Origin of the sequence: Paenibacillus sp. FSL H8-0168 (assembly GCF_038592955.1) — a bacterium.
In the GTDB taxonomy this organism is placed as follows: Bacteria; Bacillota; Bacilli; order Paenibacillales; family Paenibacillaceae; genus Paenibacillus; species Paenibacillus polymyxa_B.
The window spans coordinates 4,321,652-4,341,871 of sequence record NZ_CP151948.1; the positions used below are offsets into that span (position 1 = coordinate 4,321,652).

A 20,220-nucleotide genomic window follows, 5' to 3' on the forward strand; every position below is an offset into this window, starting at 1 on the left:
TCCCTACTGGATAAACACATTTAAACATACTCAATTCAGTATATCCGTGTCATTTAGCCGTGTCAACGCGATTTCAGACAAGATACATACGGTGTATGGACAAAATCAGATTGTTTTCCGCTTCACATAATAAGCAAAAAAATGCTGAAGTCCTACCTTTAAAACCGCCATCACGGGAACCGCTAAAATCAAGCCGGTAATTCCCGCAATTTCCCCACCCACTAGCAGAGCGAAAATAATGGCTATCGGATGCAGATGCAACGTTCGTCCCACCACCTGGGGAGAGATGACATTGCTCTCCAACACTTGAATACAGGTGTTAACGACCACGACCAAAAGCATCATTTTTAAGGAGACCGTAGAAGCCATGACTACTGCCGGAGCAGCTCCCAAAAAGGGGCCCAAATACGGAACGATGTTAAAAACCGCAACCACTCCTGCCAGCAACAGCGCATAAGGCATGCCAATGAGCATATAGCCGAGATAAGCCATCACTCCAATAATGACGCATACCAGCAATTGTCCCCTGACATAGTTGCCAAGCGCCTGATCAATTTCCTTAAGTACCGTTACAATCGCCTTGCGACGAGAACGCGGGAGGTAAGACACAATCGTCCGCTCGAACACATCAAAATCCTTCAAAATATAAAAAATGAGGAACGGTACAATAAACACATTGAACAGCATGTTGATCATCCCGCCGATGTTATCCATAAAGGTAGAAATCCCTGTTGCCATCCGATTCTCTAGTTGGAAAAACCATTGATTCATACCCGTTCGCACCCCTTGGGGCAAAATGCCGCTATCCATACTCGTCATTAATCCCTGTGCATGCATGGTCAGCTCAGGCAGATGCTCATTCAGCTCATCCAGTTGTTCAATGAACATCGGAATCAGGTTCATCAGAATCACAACGAGACTGGCTAAAAACACAGCATAGATGAGCAGCACAGCTACGCTTCGAGGCACCTTGCGACCGCCCAGCATACTAACAACGGGATTAAGTACATAGGAGATGATCATCGCTACCGCAAACGGAGCAATGATTGTTTTCAGAAATTCATACAAATGCAAAAACAAAGGTCGCAGCAGCCAGATAAAATATAGAATGACAAGTCCCAGCAGCGTCCATATTCCGTACCGGAACAGTCTACTTTTCGTTAATTGCTCCATTTCGTGCCCCCTTACTGGACTAGCCTCCTTTAAGTATATGCCTGTACCTCCACTTTAATCCTTCCCGCAAGTCTGGATTGCCCTATAGATTACCATTGTAAAAAAATGATGAAAACGAATGAAAACAATTAACAAAGTCATTCCATCTGACGATATAAGTACAAAGCACTACTTTAAGCTTTCACATTTCTGAAACATCGGGGGTCGTTACATGAACTTAAAAATCAAGCTTATTCTCCTTTTTACTTGTATTGTTATCGTTGCAGCTGGGCCATTGTCGATCATTAGCATGACAAGCGTTAAAAATCAGGCCAACCATGATATCCAAGAGCTTATGAACAGCAAAACCTCCGAAACCGTCAATCAGCTCGACGGATGGATAGGTGGTAACGCCAAAATTATTGAAACACTGGCTGCGAGCCTGGAATCCAGCGATATTTCATCAGATGCCAAAGCCGTATCTCTGAAAGCAGCCTTTCAAAACTATAAAGATCAAAATATTTCCAATATTTACGCAGGCTTTGAAGATGGATCCTACTGGGATGGATCTGGCTGGTTTGAAGCAGGTTATGATCCTCGCGTTCGACCGTGGTACAAGGATGCCAAAACCAAGGGAGAAATGTATTACTCGTCCCCGTACATTGATGCAAATAGTACGAATTTCACCATTTCTATTGCAAAGCCTCTCAAAAATTCGAATGGCTCCGTCACTGGTGTGGTCAGCGAGGATATTATGCTCAACGATATGACAAAAATGATTAAAAGCATAGACCTGAACGGATTGGGCTACGCATTTCTGATTGACCAAAATGGAGCCGTGATCGCGCACCCAGACAACAAGCTGGCTGGCAAAAACCTCAAGGACACCCCCGAGTTGGGCTCATCAACCGCGGACCTGCTGAGCGCCGCTTCGGGAAGAACAGACTATAACTACAATGGAAGTGACCGTCAGCTTTATTTTAAAAAGATGCCTAGCACAGGCTGGATTGTAGGGTTGTCTATTTCCAAAGAAATTGCTTTTCAGGAGTATTACTCCACTCGTAATACGTTGATTATTACGGTTGCTATCATCTTGGTCGTCGCTATGCTGCTGGCAATCTGGGCGGCAAACAACTTTATTAAGCCGATTCGCAGACTCCAAGCGAATGTCAAACGTATAGCTGAAGGTGATATGACCGCTCGCGTAGATGTTAAGGGTAAAGATGAAATTGCCAGCCTGGGAACAGATTTTAATATCATGTCTGATAATCTCTCTCACCTGTTGCGCAAGGTATCAGATACGGCGGGCGATGTCAGCTCAGCTTCCCATGATATGCATCAGCACGCTAAGGATACTGGAACCATCGCGTCACAAATCTCCAGTGCAGTTCAGGAGCTTGCCCAAGGAGCGAGCGATCAAGCTGAGGCTGTATATTCCGGCTCTGAGAAGCTGACTCACATGACAGGCTCCATCGACCAGATTGGCGAAAGTGTCAAACGGACCCAAACTGCTGTATTCGAAACAGATTCTGCCGTGCTCGCAGGGTATGAAACAGCAGAACGTCAAGCGAAACTGGCCGCCGAGTCCAGACAAACGACGACTGCGGCAGGAGAAGCCGTAGATTCGCTCGCGCTGAAAACTCAGGATATTGAGCGCCTGGCCGGGGCCATTCACGATATCGCCGCACAAACAAACCTGCTGGCCCTCAATGCATCCATCGAAGCAGCACGGGCCGGGGAACACGGACGAGGTTTTGCCGTCGTCGCGGGAGAAGTGAGAAAGCTGGCTGAGCAAGCGGGCAGTTCCAGTGACAGTATCATGAGGAAGCTGGAAGAAATTAAAATTGCAGGAGTACAAAGCGCAGAGGAAATGAAGAAAGCACTTGCTGTAACAGTAGAACAGGAGCATGCTGCCATTGCGACGAGACAGGCGTTTGAATCCATTCGTGGGGCTTCTCAGCATATGCTTGCCCAAATTGAGGACGTTACCGCCGCCGCAGATCATCTCCGTGTGAATGCTGGACATATTTCCGATGTCATTTCCAGCGTTGTCGCTGTTTCTGAACAAAGTGCAGCATCTACAGAGGAAGTGGCTTCTTCTGTACAAGAACAAGGTCATGCCATGAACAATATTGCCGACCTTTCTGCCAAACTCGATTCTCACGCTGATCTTCTATTGGAAGAGGTCAAACGCTTTAAATTGTAAAACTAACCATCTTCATAAATATGGTATACAAAAGAGGGTGCCCCGAACGGCCATATGGCCGTTCGGGGCACCCTCTTCGTTGTTTTTATCAAGCGTTATCCAACCTACTAAGCCGTATGTAGATCACACCTCTTAGTAAGCAGCCTGTCCACTTTCGGTGTCAAAGCTTAGGAAGAAGCATGAATTTGCGGCAAGTCCTGTTGTGCCATCTCGTCTCCAAAGAATAGGTCGTCCAGCGAACTGAGCGTTCCATCCTCTTCCACTTGGTAGACAGACATTTTTTCACCATTCACCTGAAGTTCGATAAAGCATCCCCAGCAATAAAATTGATGGGAGCCGATTTTGCCGATATCTTTGGAATTACAATTCGGACATCTCAATAAACTCACCCTATCCATTAACAGAATATATGGCTTTTTCCAGACGCTGCTCGCTTAACGGGGGAACCATAACGGCATTTTCCCCGATGGACATATCTTCGGTGCAGGGCAGCCATTTCCGCCCTTCTATAATATCCGATACAAAACCATCGCTGATTTCCAAGCCTATTATGTTATTGCCCATTTCCTGGTCAAAATAAACATCCGAGATGTGCCCGAGCATAAGCCCTTCCTCTGTTAGCACGGATAGATCCTTCAGTTTACCGGGTCCAAGCAAGTACGTATGTTGTATATCATGGGCCTCCGTTTTACGGACAGCCTGCTGATTGCGAATCATGATCGCATCCTCACCGTACGCAACGATGTCATCCCAAGCAACCATTTTCACGTGAGAAGAAAAAAGCCCTTTTCCTTCCAACTCGATCCCTGTGATTCGCCAATCAGCTGTCACCATAAAGTCATGTATTTTGCCAATCTGCTTCCCGTCCTCCACATCGAAAACGGCAAGTCCGATCATATCTTGAAGCTTCATATTATAGGGTACCTCCTCATTCTGCAATCCGAACGAAGGTGCGGTCATTTTCCTACATGCCTGTCAGACCTTGCTTCCGTTCATGCAATGAAATGGAAAACCGCCCCTCCCTTCTTATTAAAATGCGGAGAAATCCCTAGTACCTAGTACGCAGCCGCTTCCATATGGTTTCAATTTTCTTGGCCGTGTATTCCATTTCTTCCGTAGTATTACCCAATCCGAAGCTAAACCGAATCGCTGAATGTAAAACATCTTCAGGAAGATCCATCGCCTGCAATACATGCGATAGCTCTAGAGATCCGGAAGTACAGGCTGATCCGCTTGCTGCTGCGATTCCTTCCATGTCAAGGTTCATCAACATGGTCTCTGTACCAATGGCCGGAAAGCTAACGTTGAGGACATTAGGTAAAGAATGTTCAGGGTCACCGTTAATCACAAAATTTTGGCTACCCAGAGTGTCTTCCAACCCTTTAAGCAATGTCTGGCGAAGAACTGTATCGTGCCCCCCACGCTCCTCAATGGAAGCATTAGCAAGAGTTGCGGCTTTAGCCAGACCCGCAATACCAGCGATGTTTTCTGTTCCGGCACGGCGTTTCTTCTCCTGAAGTCCCCCATGCATTAGCGGCTGAATGCGTGTACCCTGACGGATATATAATGCACCCACCCCTTGTGGTCCGTTAATCTTATGACCCGACACACTCAGTAAGTCAATCGGGAGATTCCGGCAGTCGATGGATATATGACCGAAAGCCTGAACCGCATCTACATGGAATACAATGCCATGTTCTCTCGCAATCTGCCCTACTTCTGAGATCGGCTGAATAACGCCCACCTCATTGTTGGCATACATCATGCTGATCAAAAAAGTGTCCGGTCGAATGGCAGCCTCGATATCCGCAGGGTTCACGCGTCCAAAACCGTTGACCGGGACATAAGTCACCTCATACCCCGCTTTTTCCAGCTCATCACAAGCATGAAGCACTGCGTGATGTTCAACTGCGGTTGTAATCATATGCCCGGAAGTACGGCCGTCTGCCGTAGCCGTCCCAAACAGGGCCAGATTATCGCTTTCTGTCCCTCCGCTTGTAAATATAATTTCTTCAGGCTTGCAGCCCAAAGAGGCCGCAACGGCATCCCGAGCAGCGCTGACGGTGCGCTTGGCATCGCGACCAAAAGCATGAACGCTCGAAGCGTTGCCAAATTGACCGGTCATGATGTCCATCATAGTCTGCGCAACCTGAGGATGCATAGGAGTCGATGCGGCATGATCCAGATAAATTCTGTTCATGTTAATCCACCTCAAATATAGAACATGTAATTGTCCAATTCATCATGTTCTTGGTATGTGATCAAGTCCTTAAGTGTAGTAGAATCCAGCACTTCAGCGATGCTGTCACGAATTCGCAGCCACAGCTGACGTTTTGCCGGATCGTCTTCTTCCGTGAAATCGACCGGAGAAATCGGACCTTCCAGTACACGAATGATGTCTCCCGCTGTTACTCCTGCCGGTTCATTCGCCAAAATATAACCGCCGTAAGCACCACGGATACTTTTTACCAAACCTGCATTACGCAAAGGCGCGATGAGCTGTTCCAGATAATGCTCTGACAGCTGATTTTTTTCGGCAATACTTTTCAAAGAAGTTGGGCCTTCGCCAAACCTGGCTGCAAGTTCCATCATAATGGTCAGGCCGTAACGGCCCTTCGTTGATATTTTCAATTGTGCCACCTCACTTATAGTAACAATTCCGTTAAACACGCGGAATAACTGGTGTTGTAAACCTCTCTATTCCGATCCTAACCCTCAGCTTATGTTAACATATTAGGGCAGGTAAAGGGAAACATTACGGTAACAATCTTAAAAAAAGTTGCTTTCGGGCGATTTGGAACAGATTTAGCCCATTTTATATAGCTTTCTTCCATCGTTCGCCGTGTCGTTGGATCGTCCAAACATCGTATCTTATTATCGTTTATGTTACAATAGGTGGGTTCTACAACAATATTGAAAGAATTGGGTGATGACCATGGCTAAAGCCAATCATGAAACCCGTGTCGTCGTCGGGATGTCCGGTGGCGTCGACTCATCCGTTACCGCGCTGCTGCTGAAGGAGCAGGGCTATGACGTAATCGGCATCTTCATGAAAAACTGGGATGACACGGATGAATTTGGCCGTTGTACGGCTGAGGAGGATGCGGAGGATGTGCGCCGCGTCTGTGAACAGATCGACATTCCTTACTATACCGTCAATTTTGAGAAAGAATACTTCGATAAAGTATTCTCCTATTTTCTTGATGAATATAAAGCTGGACGCACACCCAACCCGGATGTCATGTGTAACCGTGAAATTAAATTCGGCGAGTTTCTAAATAAAGCGCTGGATTTGGGAGCAGATTATGTTGCTACTGGACATTATGCACGGGTTGTGGAAGAAGACGGCCACTTTACCTTGCTGCGAGGTGTGGATAGCAATAAGGACCAGACTTATTTCCTAAATGCATTAAGCCAAACACAGTTGTCCCGAGCCATGTTCCCTATCGGTCATCTGCCGAAACCAGAAGTGCGTAAAATAGCGGAAGCTGCAGGACTGTATACGGCCAAGAAGAAAGACAGCACAGGCGTATGCTTTATCGGCGAGCGTAATTTTAAGGAGTTTCTGAGTGGATATCTGCCTGCAAAAGGTGGAGACATGGTGGATATCGCTACTGGTGAAGTCAAAGGACGCCACGATGGTCTGATGTACTATACACTGGGTCAACGACAAGGCTTGGGCATTGGCGGCTCAGGTTCAGGTGAACCGTGGTTTGTAGCGGATAAGGATCTGGAGAAGAATATTCTATATGTGGTACAAGGTGATCGTCACCACAGCCTGTATTCTACCAGCCTGATTGCAACAGATGTGAACTGGATTGAAGGCGCAGATACTCGTCCGTCCGGCGAATTCCGTTGCACAGCCAAGTTCCGTTATCGCCAACCTGATCAGCAAGTAACTTTACAATGGCTTGCTGATGGAACCGTGCATGTCATATTCGATGTACATCAAAAGGCCATTACGCCTGGACAAGCTGTTGTATTTTATGATGGGGAACGCTGTCTGGGTGGAGGAACCATTGATAAGGTTGAAAAACTTCAGCCTGAAACAGTTTAAATGAATGACCATTTTTCATTGATATAGTAGGAATTAAAAAAAGTCGTCTCTCCAGATTTGGAAGGGGCGACTTTTTTTTATGAAAGATGTTTTTATTTAATGATTGAAAAAGAGTTCATAATCTGCTCTTTATGATGTCTGTCATGCTAAGCAAACATTTCTCGCAAAAAATTTTCCATGGTGTATACACGTCCCTTTTAATCCATTGGTATACTTTCCATTTTAAATAGAAAACGTCATATTTAAATAAGAGCGCTACAATGGACTTCTAACTTATTGCCTATGTAATCCTTTTCGAATTAACTTGAAAGATCATTAATACATAAGGAACTTTTGATAACATCCTCATTTGGGTATATGATGTAGACAAGATCATACTTCAATTGAAAAGGAGCGTGCCTTTATGTCTGATTCATTAGGAATGCTGACACCGGGTAAAAAAGTTTCTTTGAAAGAATGGGACCCTAAGGATACGAAGAATATCAAAAATAAAGAAGAAATCCGACAGGAAACAGATCAATTGAAGGAACGCTTCACGGAATTACAAAGCAAATTATTTACAGAGAAAAAACAATCCGTTTTGTTTGTATTTCAGGGTATGGATTGCAGCGGCAAAGATGGCGTCATCAAACAGGTGTTTTCCAACCTTAACCCTGCGGGGGTGACTGTCCACAGCTTTAAATCACCTACGGCTGAGGAATTAAGTCATGATTTCTTGTGGCGTGCTCATAGCGTTACCCCAGGACGTGGATATATTGCAGCATTTAACCGTTCTTATTATGAGGATGTGCTGATTACACGTGTTCACGGACAGATATCCGATAAGCAGGCCAAACGGAATATTAAGCATATCAAGCATTTTGAACAGTTGTTGCTGGATAATGGTGTAAAGGTGGTTAAAATCTTTTTACATATTTCAAAGCAATTTCAGTTAGAAAAGCTGATCGACCGGATTGAAAAGCCCCACAAAAACTGGAAACTCGATCCAAGTGACTTGCAGGAACGAAAATTTTGGAAGCAATATACCCAGTATTATGAGGATGTATTAGAGCTAAGCGCAACCAAACAAGCTCCTTGGTATGTCGTTCCTTCAGACAACCGTTGGTATAGGGATTATACTGTGCTACGGATTGCCGTCCAAACGCTGGAGGAAATGAAGTTGTCTGATCCTGATCCAAGACCTGAACTTGAATCCCTTTTACCTGAATTGTACAAAGAACGAGATAAAAAATAGCTGTATAGGTACAGCACTAAGCTTCCAAACCTTATCACGGCTGAGAATGCCTTGAGACGGGATTGGAAGCTTTTTATTGCATTTTTACGTGTTATCTCAAAAATGTATAAGCTTAACTGACTCTGTACCCGATAGCCGCAGCTACAACTCCTACCACGACAGAGGACAGTACATACGTAGCCATGCGTCGGTATTCTTTACGCTCCATCAGTTGAAGAGATTCATAGCCGAATGTGGAAAAGGTGGTGTAGCCGCCACAAAAACCTGTTCCTAGCAGCATCCAGAGTGCCGGAGACAAATGGTTTTGCGTAAACTGGCCATAGAGCCAGCCTAACAGCAATGAACCGCTGACGTTAATGATCCACGTCCCCCACGGGAATACGGTACCGAACCTCTTTCCGGCCCACATGCCAAGCCCGTATCTCGCTAGTGTACCCATAATCCCGCCTGCCGCCGCCCACCAGATCATAAGCGTTCCTCCTTGGGAGCAGCCTGCGTCATTTTTGTACCTAGGCGGATACCTGTCCATGTCAAAAACAGCCCTCCGCCTACGCTAAGCAGCAGGTACAACACAGCCGTCAGCATACGATCATGAACCGTGAGGCGTACAGCATCTACTGCAAAAGTGGAAAAGGTGGTAAAGCCCCCTGTAAAGCCTGTTCCGATGGCAAGTCGCAATCGCGGCTTGATCCGCCATGATCGCAAGGTTACCGTAAAGAACCAACCAAGAAACAGGCAGCCGATCCAATTGATTAGCAGCACACCAAGTGGAAAATCCGCACCCGCCGCAGGCAACAGCGATTGCAGGCCATAACGGGTAGAGGTTCCAAGCGCTCCGCCCGCGGCAACGAATAGCACGTCTTTCATCTTTTTATCTCCTTCTTCGCTCTTGCACGATCATGGTGTAACGTGACGATATCGTACACACTCTGTATATGAAGTCACACATATATATCAAGACTGTGAATCCCGCCAGCGCTGGTTTTGCCTGATTTTTGACTCATTCCCCTGCTCAGTAGCCTGATAGAAGGTTTGGTCTGCTATCGAATCGGGCAAATATTGCTGCTTCACATAATGATTCGGATAATTATGTGGATATTGATAGCCAACATGACCGAGCTTTTCCGAGCCTTTATAGTGTGCGTCACGCAAATGGAGTGGCACCTCGGCCGATTTGATATCGTCCATAGCCGACATGGCCCGTGAAATTGCCGTATATACGGCATTCGATTTTGGGCTTTCCACAGCAAACAAAATGGCCTGTGCAATGTTCAGTTTGGCCTCGGGCCAGCCGTTATTGCGATAGGCTTCAAGCGCACTCACCGCTTGCACCATTGCCTGCGGGTTCGCTAGGCCAATGTCCTCACTGCTCGCAGCGATGAGGCGGCGGATAAAGGTCATCGGGTCCATGCCGAGCTTTTCTACGGCGTACAGAAACCAGAACAGCGCGGCGTCGCTGGAGCCGCGAATGCTTTTGTGAAAGGCCGACAGCACGTCATACTGCGTGGATTCATCTGCTTTGACAATCGGGCGACGGATGGATTCCTCTGCGACTTCCAGTGTCACGTGAATCGTGCCGTCTGCCAGCGGAGGCGTCGTGAGCGCCGCCAGTTCCAGCGCGTTCAAAGCGCGGCGGATATCACCGTTCGCCATGGACGCGATGTGAGCCAGTGCAGCTTCATCTACCTGAAGCTGCATGTAGCCGAGCCCTTTGTCCGCATCGCTCAAGGCACGGCGCATAGCAGCCAGCGAATGCTCCTGCGTTAGCGCTTCAAGCTGGAACAACGTAGAACGGCTCATTAAAGCGCCGTTGACGTAGTGAAAGGGATTTTCAGTGGTGGCGCCAATAAACACGATCGTGCCCTTTTCCACCGCAGGCAACAGTGCATCCTGACGCGAGCTGTTAAAACGATGTACCTCGTCGAGAAACAAAATGGTTTTTTTGCCATACATCGATTTATTCGTCTGTGCCCGGTCAATGACTTCTCTTACGTCTTTCACAGATGCTTCTACAGCATTCAGACGTACAAAATCGCCTTGCGTGTGTTGCGAGATGATATGTGCCAGTGTTGTTTTGCCGCACCCCGGCGGTCCGTACAACAAAATAGAAGAGACCTGATCTGCCTCTATAGCTCTTCGCAGCAGCTTACCTGGACCCACAACATGTTCCTGTCCAATATATTCATCCAGCGAAGTCGGACGCAAGCGATCCGCAAGCAACCGATTGCTTGGCGTTGACTCTTGGGAATATGAAAATAAGTCCATTTCATTCACTTCCTTATGGTTTATGAACGAACACTTTCTCTTTTTCTTTGAAAAGATACTATACTATGTTCGCTCATACGGTTGAAAATCATGAAAATTCAAGTCATCTATAATCCTGATACGGTATAAACCGCCTCTTATTCTACCATATCCGTTAACAAGTTGCAGATAGCATGGTCACGGCACGGCTGTAGATCTACAAGTCAGTCGCCTACAAAAAAAAATAAAGAACAGCCTTAGACGAAAGATGAATTTCGTGGCTGTTCTTCGACTGGCATAACTTCATAATTTCCATCACTAAGATAAACAGTACAAAAAGGAATACAACAACTCAGGCGATGCTTTACAACGCTTTTTCTGCTTACTCCGTCTGTGCCTGTACGTAACTAGGAAGTGAGCCATCATGCAATAGCCACAGCTCATGCAGCGCACGGGTACATCCTACATACAGCAGTTTGGCATCCCATGCCCGTTCTCCATAATGCTCATGGTCGGCATCCGCCACAATAACTGCATCGAACTCCAGACCTTTGGATAGGTACACAGGCAGTACCGACAAACCGCCTTCATATTGCTTTTTACCACCGTCAATCAAATTCACATCCAACCCCGCGCTTATGAAAACCTCATGCAGTTCCATAGCCTCTTTTAAGGTGCGTGTCAGCACAGAAACAGTACGATACTCCTTGGAGGACAGCTCTTTTAGAGCGGTGAGCAAACTCTGCTCACGCACGGATGAGTCGTAAGACACGGTGCGCACCGGATCGCCACTACGAAATACCGGAACTGCCGTAATACCGCCGCGAACTCCCTGCTCCAAAATCGTGTTTGCAAATTCTATTATTTCCAAGGTTGATCTGTAGCTCCGCGTAAGTGCAAAATACCCGGTATGTTCCGGCGCAAAAAGAGAACTCATTTCCTCCCACGCATGTACACCACGGTATTCATGGATGCCCTGCGATAAATCGCCCAATATCGTAAAGGAATGCCCTTTCACGAACAAATCCAGCAATGCGATATGAAAAGGTGAAAAATCCTGTGCTTCATCAATGACCACATGGTCAAAACGTTGGGATGATTCTACCTCATGAATCAGCACGTGAAGATACACTAACGCAGTCAGATCTTCTTCACGGATAATCTGTTTTCGCAGATCCGACTGTGTGGTCTTAAAAATAGCATGCGGCAGAGAAGCCTTCATCTCCGCAGCCGTATCTGCGGGTAACCCTTTAGCTGCCTGAAAAAGCTGCTTATAGAGCGTCAGTGCGTCGTATTGTGGCCATTTTTTAGCATATGCCTTTTCCCGTGCTCCTGCCTTTTTCTTGCGTTCCTTGAGCGCTGCCGCCGAAGGCGACTTTTTCAGTTCCATTTCAATCCAGCGGTGCACTCTTGCCAGCACACGCTCCTTCCGCTTCGCGAGCGGATAAGGCTTATATTCCTCATTAAACCAATTCAAAATCTCAGCTTGTGGCAGCACCGCTCCATCCCATGGTGAAAAATCCCCCTCAGGCACGGAGATGGGCTCCAGTCGTTCAACAAAAGCTTGAAGCAACTCCATAAAGTGAACCGAGCCCTTGAATCTTCCCGGAGCCTCATCCATGGATTCCTTTCTCAGACTGCCACTCTCAAACCAATAAGATAATGTTTCGGCAGGATCAGCCAAAGGTAAATCCAAACCCAATAAGTCCAGTGCCCAGTCTGCAAATGTACTTTGCTGAATATTCCCGACCCCCAGCTCTGGAAGTACATCTGAAATATAGTCAAGGAACATATGGTTTGGTGCGAAAATTACCATTTTGTCCGCTGATACCTGATCCTTGTATTGATACAGCAAAAATGCGAGCCGATGCAGCGCTACCGTCGTCTTGCCACTACCCGCTACCCCCTGAATAACGAGGGCTGTATTTTTGGCCGCGCGGATGATCTGATCCTGCTCCGCCTGAATGGTAGATACGATATCCCGTAAACGGTTATCCTTGTTTTCTCCCAAACGATAAACGAGAAACTCATCAGAAACGGCAGGCTCGTCGCTTTCACGATTATATGTATCGGCTACCCGTTCCAGGATTTTTTTCCGAATGACAACATTACGCTTCAGATAGACCAAGCCCTCAATGGTTCCCTCAGGAGCTTCGTAAGACGCGGTTTCTTCACCACCTGTAAACGAATAAAACAAGCTGGCAATCGGTGCACGCCAATCAATCACCAGCGGATACGCTGACGTTTCTTCACGCTCCACTCCAATTTTACCGATATAAAGTGGCTTCCGCTGCCCTCTGCCACGTTCGTCAAAATCCATACGACCAAAATAAGGCTCCTGCGAGCTTTTGGCCAAAGCCTGACGTTTTTCCTCCCGTGCCGATTCTAGCACTTGCTCCGTAAAATCATGCCCGGTGTACACCGGCGTATTGCGAAGCCGTTCCAATCTCCGATCAATTTCCTCCATAGCAAGCGACAGCCTGTGCTGTTCTTCTTGATAGGCACTTTGAAACTCATTCTCCATTTCAGTTACCTCCTAAGAATATCAAGTCTCGATTTCTGCATCGCAACCACTTGCTCCGACACAAAAAAAGGAAAGTAAGCGTAACACATTTAGCCATAAAAATCCAACCTTATTTTCTTCATACGCCTGTTTTCATATAAGAAAGACCTCTAACTAAAACACAAACGAATAGTTTACATAAAAAAAATCCCCCTTACAGCAGCAGGTTTTACAAATGAACCTGTCTGGTGTAAAGAGAACCTTTCACTTTAGGGAAGACAGCCCTTTTATATTAAAATGGGTCGCTATGAACCGCATTGCCGTTATATTGCAATGGCGTTAGATATAAGTTTTCCAACATGATTGTGACTGCCAGTAAATCAGCGGAGCCACCAGGACTAACATTTTGCTGCACAAAATCATCGTTCATCTGATGAATCATGGCTACACCTCTTTCAGACAAGATACCGCCCGCCTCTAGCACCTGCTTGGCATATTGCTGGACATAGGCTAGCATCTCCCGGTCGTGTCTGCCAACAATATTCGTATCTTCGTTGACAACCATCAGTTGTAAGAGTGTTTGAACACAGATATCATTCACATGGTAACGTTGTGATGACTTCAACTCACGATAGACGGGCAGAGCATACGCTCGCACGGTAGGAAAGCCTGCTTCCACCTCGCCACGTATGCCCATCATCCCCCACTCCTTATACAACCGTTCGCCGACCGTTAAGCCTGTTGATTTTTTTAGGGATGCAAGCTCTCTTGCACATAAACCTTTGGTCATCTGAGCAATGGTCTCACAAATGACTTGTTCATCCAGCCTGCTAGCAGTTGCTCGTGTCGTACAACAATACGCGGCGGCGGCACAAATAATGCCTAGCGAAAAAATAAGACCTTTATGTGTGTTTACCCCATCGGTTGCGGCAAACATAGCCCGTTCCGCTTCCTGTCCCAAGGGGCGCAGGTTCTCAAATAGTATACGGAGATCCTGTCCATGAAAGGAACCTCCCGCCTTAGCACATCTTTCAAAATAGCCGGAAAGTGAGGCCGCACTAGACATAAACGTAAAGAAGTCCATATCCTTGTGGGCACCACAATCCAATCGGTCTACCAGTCCCGGTTTTGGGCTGGCGGAGACCTCTGTTAGCAGCGCAAGGACAGCCTGTTGAGCAAGGCTTTCACTTAATAGGCTTGTTGGCATCATAGTTGCTCCTCGCCGATCATACTCGTTTGACCACTTGACGATTTCGCGTATAACTGTCCACCAGCGCTTTGATAGCTTCCAGTAATTCAGGAAGTGCGTGCGCTCTACTCCGTCCACATATATGCGCAGCTTGCTCGCACATGAGGCATTTTCGCTTGTCCAGGCCAAGCTCATCTCTGGAGATTGCCCTTCCATTGGGTCCAATCACATCCAGATCCAGTAATCTTCCTAGTGGATGTTCATCTTCAATCGCAATGGCCCACTTTTTCAATATTTGTGTGTCTGCCTGAACGGCAATATATGCTTCTGGACCTGTCGGCAGATGATACGCTTCACGGTGCAGCGGTGTCATTTGGTTCACTGCCAGTTGACACATCAAAATACGATAGCCTTCATGAAAAGCGTATTTACTAGTTGGAGAGGACTTCTGTGGTCCTGGGATATTGATCGTCATGCTGAGCAAAGGTACCGCGTACCTACTGATCAGCTGTCTTTGTCTGTTCGCCCGGTTTTCGCGTGCCTGTAGCATTTCCTCAAGGGTAACCTCATACGAATACATGTTATGACATCCTTCTAATACGCCTGATGATTTCTCCAGCTTCCCCTGACAATAAAAACCGATAGGTTGTGTCCGGTACAAGCTGCTTCACTTTTTCCATGTGACCCAGACGAATATAATTACGAACTGCAGAGGCGCTAATGTCCTCCCCTTCCCATAGCAGTCGCGGTATTTCCTCTACGTCGATTCCAGCGGAAGGCAGTAATTTTTTCATGATCGTGTTGTACCTTCGGGTCAAGACACAGTTTGTCTCCTGACCAATATACCGTTTTTGAATATTTAGCAATGGAGCTATATATTGGATAAAAATTTTTAGATCAAGTGATATATGCGTGCTTGCCGCCTCTTCATCATTTTTAAAGAAGTAAGAAGGAAACGTTGCGCCCGAGATGATATAGTCTTTGCCTTTGTGCAGGACCACATTGTCCAAATGCCTTACGCCTTCTTCAACTAGTCTGTATCTAGCAGCTGATGGAAAAATGGATCGATCCTCCCAGACTACAAACAGATGTACCTTTTCCCAAACCGCTGCTGCATACTCGATTAAGTGCAAATGTCCCAGTGTGAATGGATTACAGTTCATGACAATCGCAGCCGAAGGCACGAGATCGCCCGATTCCTGCAAAAGATCTTGCTGATACTGCCTGACACCATCCCAACGGTTTTCCAACAGGACAGCCTTGAAGGATTCCTCCATGATTGGATAAAAGCCGAGATCCTTGAAAATTTGTTTATTTAGTGGCTTTGTATAAATAAACAGGTGATCCCTTCCCCGCCTATATTCTTCATTTACTAAATGGCTAACAATTTGTGCCGATAGCCCCTGATTTTTATAAGCTTCATCCACAGCAATACACTTCAGTACACTGCCTGAAAAGGAACCCGTAGCGGCAATGTCGCCGCCATCTACAATTTCCATCGTATATTCAATTGGATGGTCTATTCTAAGACCTTGGCGCTTAAGGAAATCGCGAAGCTTTCTTTGAGCGTCTTCAGAGGCAGGATTTATAATCTCTTCACGCAAATGTTCCATCCACATAGCCATCATGATCACCGTTTTTCTCGATGGTTTTATTTTCTTACGACACCGCTTTGTTCTGCGACGATTTTTACTGCTTTACTAACCGCAGCACTTACTCTTTTGTCAATCGCATCTGGAACGATATAGGTATCGTCAAGTTCCTCATCTGTTACCAGAGCTGCGATGCTGCTGGCTGCCGCTAATTTCATTTCCAGCGTGATGTCCGTAGCTTTGGCATCAAACGCGCCTCTGAAAATACCGGGGAATGCCAGCAGGTTATTGATTTGGTTGTGAAAATCCGATCTGCCGGTCGCAACAATTCGTGCTCCGCCTTTGTATGCTTCCTCCGGCAAAATTTCTGGAATCGGATTGGCAAGGGCAAAAATGATGCTTTCATTGCTCATGTTTTGCACCATTTCTTTGGTCATCACATCTGCAACCGATAAACCAATAAAGATGTCCTTGTCCTTGATGACTTCTGCAAGGCTGCCTGTTTCTTTATCACGATTCGTCAGCTTGGCAATTTGCTGCTGAGGCTCATTGAGAGAGGTGTCTCCTTCGACCAGGGCACCATTCATATCGCAGAGAACCATATGCTCCGCTCCTGCAGCAAGCAATAGCTTGGCGGTGGCAATCCCCGAAGCTCCTGCTCCATTGATGAGAATTCGCACATCCTCCACTTTTTTGCCCACAAGTTTCAAGGCATTCAATAACCCTGCAAGCACAGCAACTGCCGTTCCATGCTGATCATCATGATAAACCGGAATGTTCAGTTTTTCTTTTAATTTGTCTTCAATATAAAAGCATTCTGGAGCCTTGATGTCTTCAAGATGAATGCCTCCAAAACCTGGTGCGATCACTTCAACCGTGCGCACAAACTCGTCTGGATCAGTGGTGTCGATACAAATAGGGAACGCATTCACCCCACCAAATTCTTTGAGCAACAAGGCCTTGCCCTCTATGACAGGCAGCCCTGCCTCAGGACCAATATCCCCCAGGCCCAGCACTGCTGTCCCATTCGTCAAAATCGCCACGCTGCTCCCTTTAATCGTGTATTCATAGGCTTTGCTCTTATCTTTGGCGATTTCCTTGCATGGTTCGGCAACGCCAGGTGTATAGGCTATCGCTAAGTCCTGTTTACTTACAACCGGTACTGTCCCTGTAATCTCCAGTTTACCGTTTCTGACGCGGTGTGCCTGTAAGGCGGCTTCTTTTATATTCATAAGTTTGTTCGTACTGAGCAGCTGCTCAATACTTCCTCCCCTTGGTTTATAATTTTAGCGTCCTTGTTTCACTTGACGAATGACATCAATTACAGAACCATCACGATATTTAACAACACCTACAATTTTATCTTCCCATTGTATCGGCTCCGGTTTGCCGACAATCCGTGTTGCCTTCTCTTGCATCTCTTCGATCGTGAAGACAGGGAGCTTGGCTGCTTTTAAGTTAGCCAGGAGGTCTTGGCGGATAGGGTTCACAGCGATGCCCTGATCGGTAACAAGTACGTCAACCGTATGGCCTGGTGTGATAATGGTATTTACACGATCAAGAATAGCAGGCATTCTTCCGCGAATCAGCGGAGCGACGATGATAGATACTGCAGCGCCTGCGGCAGTGTCGCAGTGTCCGCCGGAAGCTCCCCGGATGACCCCATCAGACCCGGTAATTACGTTCACATTAAAATTCAAATCAATCTCCAGCGCACTCAGCACAACAACATCCAGTTGGTGAGCAGCACAGCCTATATTTTCAGGGCTTGCATAATATTCCGCACAAATTTGTTGATGGAATTTATTCTTTCTCAGCGATTCTACAGCACGCAGGTCAAAGCTCTGCACGTCCAAAAGCTTTTCAATCAATCCTTCTTCATGCAGATCAACGATTTGTTGGGTAATACCACCTAGGGCAAAGCCTGCTTTGATATTGGCGGCAAGCATTTTTTCCCGCAGAAATCTGGTTGTTGCAAGCGAAGCCCCCCCGGAGCCAGTTTGCAATGAGAATCCATCCATGAAATATCCTGATGCTTCAATCACATCTGCCGCGTTTTTAGCAATTAACAGTTCCTTCGGATTCTTGGTGTAACGGGTAGCCCCTGAGACAATACCCTTCTGATCACCGATGCGATCCACGACGACCACATAATCCACCAGAGTTTCAGGAATGGCGAATGGAGTGTTCGGATAGGGGACCAAATGGTCAGTAATCATCACCACGTTGCGCGCATACTGTGCATCTACCATGGCATATCCCAAGGAGCCGCATGCCGATGGAGCTTCGTTTATGCTGCAAGTTCCGTTTGCATTGCCGTATGCATCGCAAGAAGGAGCGCCCAAAAAGGCGACGTCAATCGGGCATTCCCCTGATGCAATTGCTCTTGCGCGACCACCGTGAGAGTTAATCGTCACCGGAATGTCAAACCATCCGTAGGAATATGCCTGAGCCAGCTCGCCTCTCAGGCCACTGGTCTCGATTCTGCGAATGACACCGTTTCGCACGTGCTCTATCAATGGGGCATGGATATCTGTCAAGGAGCTGGCTGCCAGGACAAGATCACGAATCCCCATTTTGGCGATTTTATCCATGACCATATTCACAATAAAATCCCCATTGCGAAAATGGTGGTGGAAGGAGATCGTCATCCCACTACGCAAGCCAGTAGCTTCAATGGCCTTCTCTATCGAATCAATGATTTTATTTTTGGCAGGATTTTGCTGGCTGTCTTTTAACCGCTCTATATTTTTAAATTGCCCGTAAGTCGATTTGCGATCAAAGGGAGTTACCGCATCAAGCCCCTCAATAGCTAGAGGAATTTCTCTCCCAGCACCGTTTAGCATAACATTCACCTTACTCTACGTTTATTTTTGCCGCTTCCGCCAGGTCAAGTACTCTGCGTGCACGTTCTACAATCGGACGGTCAATCATTTTACCGTCGAGACTGATCACACCTGAGCCATTTGCCTCCGCTTCGAGGCTGGCCTCAATGATCCGCTTTGATTTTTGGATCTCTGGTTCTGTCGGCGTATAGATGCGGTTTACAATCTCGATCTGACGTGGGTTAATAATGGATTTGCCGTCAAAGCCCAGCTGTTTGATCAGCTTGACCTCGTTAGCAAAGCCCTCCTCATTATTTACATCTGAGTAGACTGTATCGACAGCAGCAATGCCAGCAGCTCTTGCCGCAAATAATATAAGGCTTCGTGCTGTCAATAGCTCAATGCCTTCTGGCGAGCGCGTTGTCTTCAAGTCTGTAACGAAATCCTCCGCTCCAATGGCGATGCCGATCAGCCGCTTGCTGGCAACCGCAATTTGCGCTGCATTCAATGCGCCCTTACCACTCTCAACCGCTGCAAAAAGCTTGATCGTCCCAAGCTCCATGCCGATCTTTTGTTCAATTTCGGTAATCAATTCATCCGCCTCCATCACGTCATCGGCGGTCTCTGTTTTCGGTAATCGAATGGCAGTTGGCTTCGCTCGTACAATCGCTTCAAAATCGTCTCTGCCATATGGCGTATTGAGCGGGTTGACCCTGACCAGCACCTCGGTGCCTCCGAAATCAAAGGTTTTCAAAGCCTGGTAAACCAGCAAACGTGCTGCATCTTTTTCGTATAGGGAAACGGAATCCTCAAGGTCGATCATAATCGAATCTGCCCCATAGATATGGGCGTCGCGGATCATCCCTGGGTTATTCCCTGATACATACAACATGGTCCTTCTCAGTTTCTGCATCTATTCCGCCTCCCATGGTCGGCAGCCACCCTCGACCACTCTGTTTACGGCTGTCATGACTCTAGCCTTAATAGCACAATCCAGTGCCCCTTTATCATTCGCTTGGACATATGCATGTTCAATGCCCATTTCTTGTAATGTTTCGAGAATCACTTTGCGAATCTGGTTCCCAAACTGGTTCTCTACCGTACTTTTCAACTCGATTTCAATCCCCTTCGTGCCGTTCGGCTCGATGGAAATCATAATATCGCTTGATTCCAGTGTGCCGGCCACGCCTACTTGCTGAATAATCAATGTCTACACCT

Annotated in this window: 19 protein-coding genes; 3 read left to right on the top strand and 16 right to left on the bottom strand. The window is 46.8% G+C overall.

The genetic code is table 11. The features are described from left to right. Window positions 1-105: 105 nt before the first annotated feature. Window positions 106-1,173 (bottom strand): AI-2E family transporter, encoded by a 1,068-nt coding sequence (locus MHI21_RS19020; protein WP_341163388.1) that lies wholly within the window; start codon window positions 1,171-1,173, stop codon window positions 106-108. Between the two features lie 211 nt (window positions 1,174-1,384). On the opposite strand from MHI21_RS19020, the gene MHI21_RS19025 reads away from it, so the two are divergent. Further along, window positions 1,385-3,358: a methyl-accepting chemotaxis protein gene (locus tag MHI21_RS19025; protein ID WP_341163387.1), complete on the top strand. Its 1,974-nt coding sequence runs from the start codon at window positions 1,385-1,387 to the stop codon at window positions 3,356-3,358. A 167-nt stretch (window positions 3,359-3,525) separates the two neighbouring features. Here MHI21_RS19025 and MHI21_RS19030 read toward each other — a convergent pair whose 3' ends face one another. From MHI21_RS19030 to MHI21_RS19045, 4 genes are all read right to left on the bottom strand, one after another. After that, window positions 3,526-3,738, bottom strand: coding sequence for a hypothetical protein (locus MHI21_RS19030; protein ID WP_013311529.1), 213 nt, complete (start codon window positions 3,736-3,738; stop codon window positions 3,526-3,528). Window positions 3,739-3,748: 10 nt separating this feature from the next. Further along, window positions 3,749-4,270: a PRC-barrel domain-containing protein gene (locus MHI21_RS19035; RefSeq protein WP_013311530.1), complete on the bottom strand. Its 522-nt coding sequence runs from the start codon at window positions 4,268-4,270 to the stop codon at window positions 3,749-3,751. A gap of 136 nt (window positions 4,271-4,406) precedes the next feature. Then, complete coding sequence (locus MHI21_RS19040; protein WP_341163386.1) at window positions 4,407-5,558, bottom strand: cysteine desulfurase family protein; 1,152 nt, start codon at window positions 5,556-5,558, stop codon at window positions 4,407-4,409. Window positions 5,559-5,569: 11 nt separating this feature from the next. Then, the gene (locus MHI21_RS19045) at window positions 5,570-5,989 is read right to left on the bottom strand and encodes an Rrf2 family transcriptional regulator (RefSeq protein ID WP_013311532.1); all 420 of its coding nucleotides are present in this window, start codon (window positions 5,987-5,989) and stop codon (window positions 5,570-5,572) included. A 304-nt stretch (window positions 5,990-6,293) separates the two neighbouring features. On the opposite strand from MHI21_RS19045, the gene mnmA reads away from it, so the two are divergent. Both mnmA and MHI21_RS19055 read left to right on the top strand, forming a co-directional pair. Continuing rightward, a complete protein-coding gene (gene mnmA / locus MHI21_RS19050; RefSeq protein WP_165178721.1) occupies window positions 6,294-7,415 on the top strand; it encodes a tRNA 2-thiouridine(34) synthase MnmA in 1,122 nt (373 codons plus the stop codon). A gap of 403 nt (window positions 7,416-7,818) precedes the next feature. After that, entirely contained in the window at window positions 7,819-8,649 is an 831-nt protein-coding gene (locus MHI21_RS19055) for a PPK2 family polyphosphate kinase (protein WP_025723903.1), read from the top strand. Between the two features lie 112 nt (window positions 8,650-8,761). Here MHI21_RS19055 and crcB (MHI21_RS19060) read toward each other — a convergent pair whose 3' ends face one another. The 11 genes from crcB (MHI21_RS19060) to citD all read right to left on the bottom strand — a co-directional run bounded on the left by crcB (MHI21_RS19060) (window position 8,762) and on the right by citD (window position 20,209). Next, a complete protein-coding gene (crcB, locus tag MHI21_RS19060) occupies window positions 8,762-9,118 on the bottom strand; it encodes a fluoride efflux transporter CrcB (protein WP_165178722.1) in 357 nt (118 codons plus the stop codon). Beyond that, window positions 9,115-9,516 carry a fluoride efflux transporter CrcB gene (crcB, locus tag MHI21_RS19065; RefSeq protein WP_023989914.1) on the bottom strand — a complete coding sequence of 134 codons (402 nt, stop codon included), beginning with the start codon at window positions 9,514-9,516 and terminating at the stop codon, window positions 9,115-9,117. The genes crcB (MHI21_RS19060) and crcB (MHI21_RS19065) overlap by 4 nt, the downstream gene beginning before the upstream one ends. 87 nt (window positions 9,517-9,603) lie before the next feature. Further along, on the bottom strand, window positions 9,604-10,914 hold the full coding sequence (locus MHI21_RS19070; RefSeq protein ID WP_023989915.1) for a replication-associated recombination protein A: 1,311 nt from the start codon (window positions 10,912-10,914) through the stop codon (window positions 9,604-9,606). A gap of 361 nt (window positions 10,915-11,275) precedes the next feature. Continuing rightward, a complete protein-coding gene (locus tag MHI21_RS19075; protein WP_341163320.1) occupies window positions 11,276-13,417 on the bottom strand; it encodes a UvrD-helicase domain-containing protein in 2,142 nt (713 codons plus the stop codon). A 271-nt stretch (window positions 13,418-13,688) separates the two neighbouring features. Further along, on the bottom strand, window positions 13,689-14,606 hold the full coding sequence (gene citG, locus MHI21_RS19080) for a triphosphoribosyl-dephospho-CoA synthase CitG (RefSeq protein ID WP_341163319.1): 918 nt from the start codon (window positions 14,604-14,606) through the stop codon (window positions 13,689-13,691). A 16-nt stretch (window positions 14,607-14,622) separates the two neighbouring features. After that, on the bottom strand, window positions 14,623-15,165 hold the full coding sequence (gene citX / locus MHI21_RS19085; protein ID WP_341163318.1) for a citrate lyase holo-[acyl-carrier protein] synthase: 543 nt from the start codon (window positions 15,163-15,165) through the stop codon (window positions 14,623-14,625). Between the two features lies 1 nt (window position 15,166). Continuing rightward, window positions 15,167-16,213, bottom strand: coding sequence for a [citrate (pro-3S)-lyase] ligase (citC, locus tag MHI21_RS19090; RefSeq protein WP_341163317.1), 1,047 nt, complete (start codon window positions 16,211-16,213; stop codon window positions 15,167-15,169). 23 nt (window positions 16,214-16,236) lie between these two features. Then, window positions 16,237-17,409 carry an NADP-dependent malic enzyme gene (locus MHI21_RS19095; RefSeq protein ID WP_341163316.1) on the bottom strand — a complete coding sequence of 391 codons (1,173 nt, stop codon included), beginning with the start codon at window positions 17,407-17,409 and terminating at the stop codon, window positions 16,237-16,239. Window positions 17,410-17,463: 54 nt separating this feature from the next. Further along, on the bottom strand, window positions 17,464-19,023 hold the full coding sequence (gene citF, locus MHI21_RS19100; RefSeq protein WP_342418744.1) for a citrate lyase subunit alpha: 1,560 nt from the start codon (window positions 19,021-19,023) through the stop codon (window positions 17,464-17,466). Between the two features lie 10 nt (window positions 19,024-19,033). Beyond that, window positions 19,034-19,915, bottom strand: coding sequence for a citrate (pro-3S)-lyase subunit beta (gene citE / locus MHI21_RS19105; RefSeq protein ID WP_342418745.1), 882 nt, complete (start codon window positions 19,913-19,915; stop codon window positions 19,034-19,036). Further along, window positions 19,916-20,209 (bottom strand): citrate lyase acyl carrier protein, encoded by a 294-nt coding sequence (citD, locus tag MHI21_RS19110; protein WP_250270504.1) that lies wholly within the window; start codon window positions 20,207-20,209, stop codon window positions 19,916-19,918. Window positions 20,210-20,220 lie beyond the last annotated feature (11 nt).

Bases quoted from the DNA above. Each gene is read 5' to 3' on its own strand.
- MHI21_RS19020 (WP_341163388.1), bottom strand. From the start codon at position 1,173: ATGGAGCAATTAACGAAAAGTAGACTGTTCCGGTACGGAATATGGACG.
- MHI21_RS19025 (WP_341163387.1), top strand. From the start codon at position 1,385: ATGAACTTAAAAATCAAGCTTATTCTCCTTTTTACTTGTATTGTTATC.
- MHI21_RS19035 (WP_013311530.1), bottom strand. From the start codon at position 4,270: ATGAAGCTTCAAGATATGATCGGACTTGCCGTTTTCGATGTGGAGGAC.
- MHI21_RS19040 (WP_341163386.1), bottom strand. From the start codon at position 5,558: ATGAACAGAATTTATCTGGATCATGCCGCATCGACTCCTATGCATCCT.
- mnmA (WP_165178721.1), top strand. From the start codon at position 6,294: ATGGCTAAAGCCAATCATGAAACCCGTGTCGTCGTCGGGATGTCCGGT.
- MHI21_RS19055 (WP_025723903.1), top strand. From the start codon at position 7,819: ATGTCTGATTCATTAGGAATGCTGACACCGGGTAAAAAAGTTTCTTTG.
- crcB (WP_165178722.1), bottom strand. From the start codon at position 9,118: ATGATCTGGTGGGCGGCGGCAGGCGGGATTATGGGTACACTAGCGAGA.
- crcB (WP_023989914.1), bottom strand. From the start codon at position 9,516: ATGAAAGACGTGCTATTCGTTGCCGCGGGCGGAGCGCTTGGAACCTCT.
- MHI21_RS19070 (WP_023989915.1), bottom strand. From the start codon at position 10,914: ATGGACTTATTTTCATATTCCCAAGAGTCAACGCCAAGCAATCGGTTG.
- MHI21_RS19075 (WP_341163320.1), bottom strand. From the start codon at position 13,417: ATGGAGAATGAGTTTCAAAGTGCCTATCAAGAAGAACAGCACAGGCTG.
- citG (WP_341163319.1), bottom strand. From the start codon at position 14,606: ATGATGCCAACAAGCCTATTAAGTGAAAGCCTTGCTCAACAGGCTGTC.
- citX (WP_341163318.1), bottom strand. From the start codon at position 15,165: ATGTATTCGTATGAGGTTACCCTTGAGGAAATGCTACAGGCACGCGAA.
- citC (WP_341163317.1), bottom strand. From the start codon at position 16,213: ATGATGGCTATGTGGATGGAACATTTGCGTGAAGAGATTATAAATCCT.
- MHI21_RS19095 (WP_341163316.1), bottom strand. From the start codon at position 17,409: ATGAATATAAAAGAAGCCGCCTTACAGGCACACCGCGTCAGAAACGGT.
- citF (WP_342418744.1), bottom strand. From the start codon at position 19,023: ATGCTAAACGGTGCTGGGAGAGAAATTCCTCTAGCTATTGAGGGGCTT.
- citE (WP_342418745.1), bottom strand. From the start codon at position 19,915: ATGCAGAAACTGAGAAGGACCATGTTGTATGTATCAGGGAATAACCCA.